The sequence below is a fragment of the Rhizobium sp. CSW-27 genome (genome assembly GCF_018760785.1).
Lineage (GTDB): Bacteria > Pseudomonadota > Alphaproteobacteria > Rhizobiales > Rhizobiaceae > Neorhizobium.
Genome location: NZ_JAHHZO010000073.1, coordinates 1 through 558 on the forward strand (window position 1 = coordinate 1; position 558 = coordinate 558).

Genomic DNA, 558 nt, shown 5'->3' on the forward strand with positions numbered 1-558 from the left:
AGCGCAGCCAGATCGACCAGGTGTCGGAAGCCTATGCGCGGCAGGCGGATATCCTGCGGCAGGTCACGGAAGGACAGCAGCGGGCCGAAGAGGCCGCGGCCGAATTCTATGACAGCTTCAAGAGCAACATGACGGACGCCCTTCTCGGCGCGAAGAGCCTGAGTTCGGCGCTGGGGAGCATCGCCAAGCAGCTGGGCTCGATGCTGATCAGTCGCGGGCTCGATAGCCTGTTCAAGCCATCATCCGGCGGATCGTCGGGCGGATTGCTCGGCAGCCTGTTCTCCGGGATCGGCGGCCTGTTCCGCGCAACCGGTGGGCCTGTCCTGAAAGGGCAACCCTACATCGTCGGGGAAAACCGGCCGGAACTGTTCGTGCCGGACCAGAATGGAAAGATCGTGCCGCGTGTCCCCTCGATGCCGCGCCTGCCGGACATTTCGCACATGCGATCGGCCGGCGGCATGAGCATCGATGCGCGCACGACCATTCAGGCGAGTGGCAATCGCGAAACGGATGCCGAGCTGATGGCCTGGGCGGCAAAGCGGGATGCCGAATTGCCCT

At 64.5% G+C, this 558-nt stretch carries 1 pseudogene; it reads left to right on the forward strand.

Annotation, left to right across the window (positions count from 1 at the left end):
• Positions 1-558: pseudogene (locus KLP42_RS26650) on the forward strand (hypothetical protein); the annotation flags it as partial.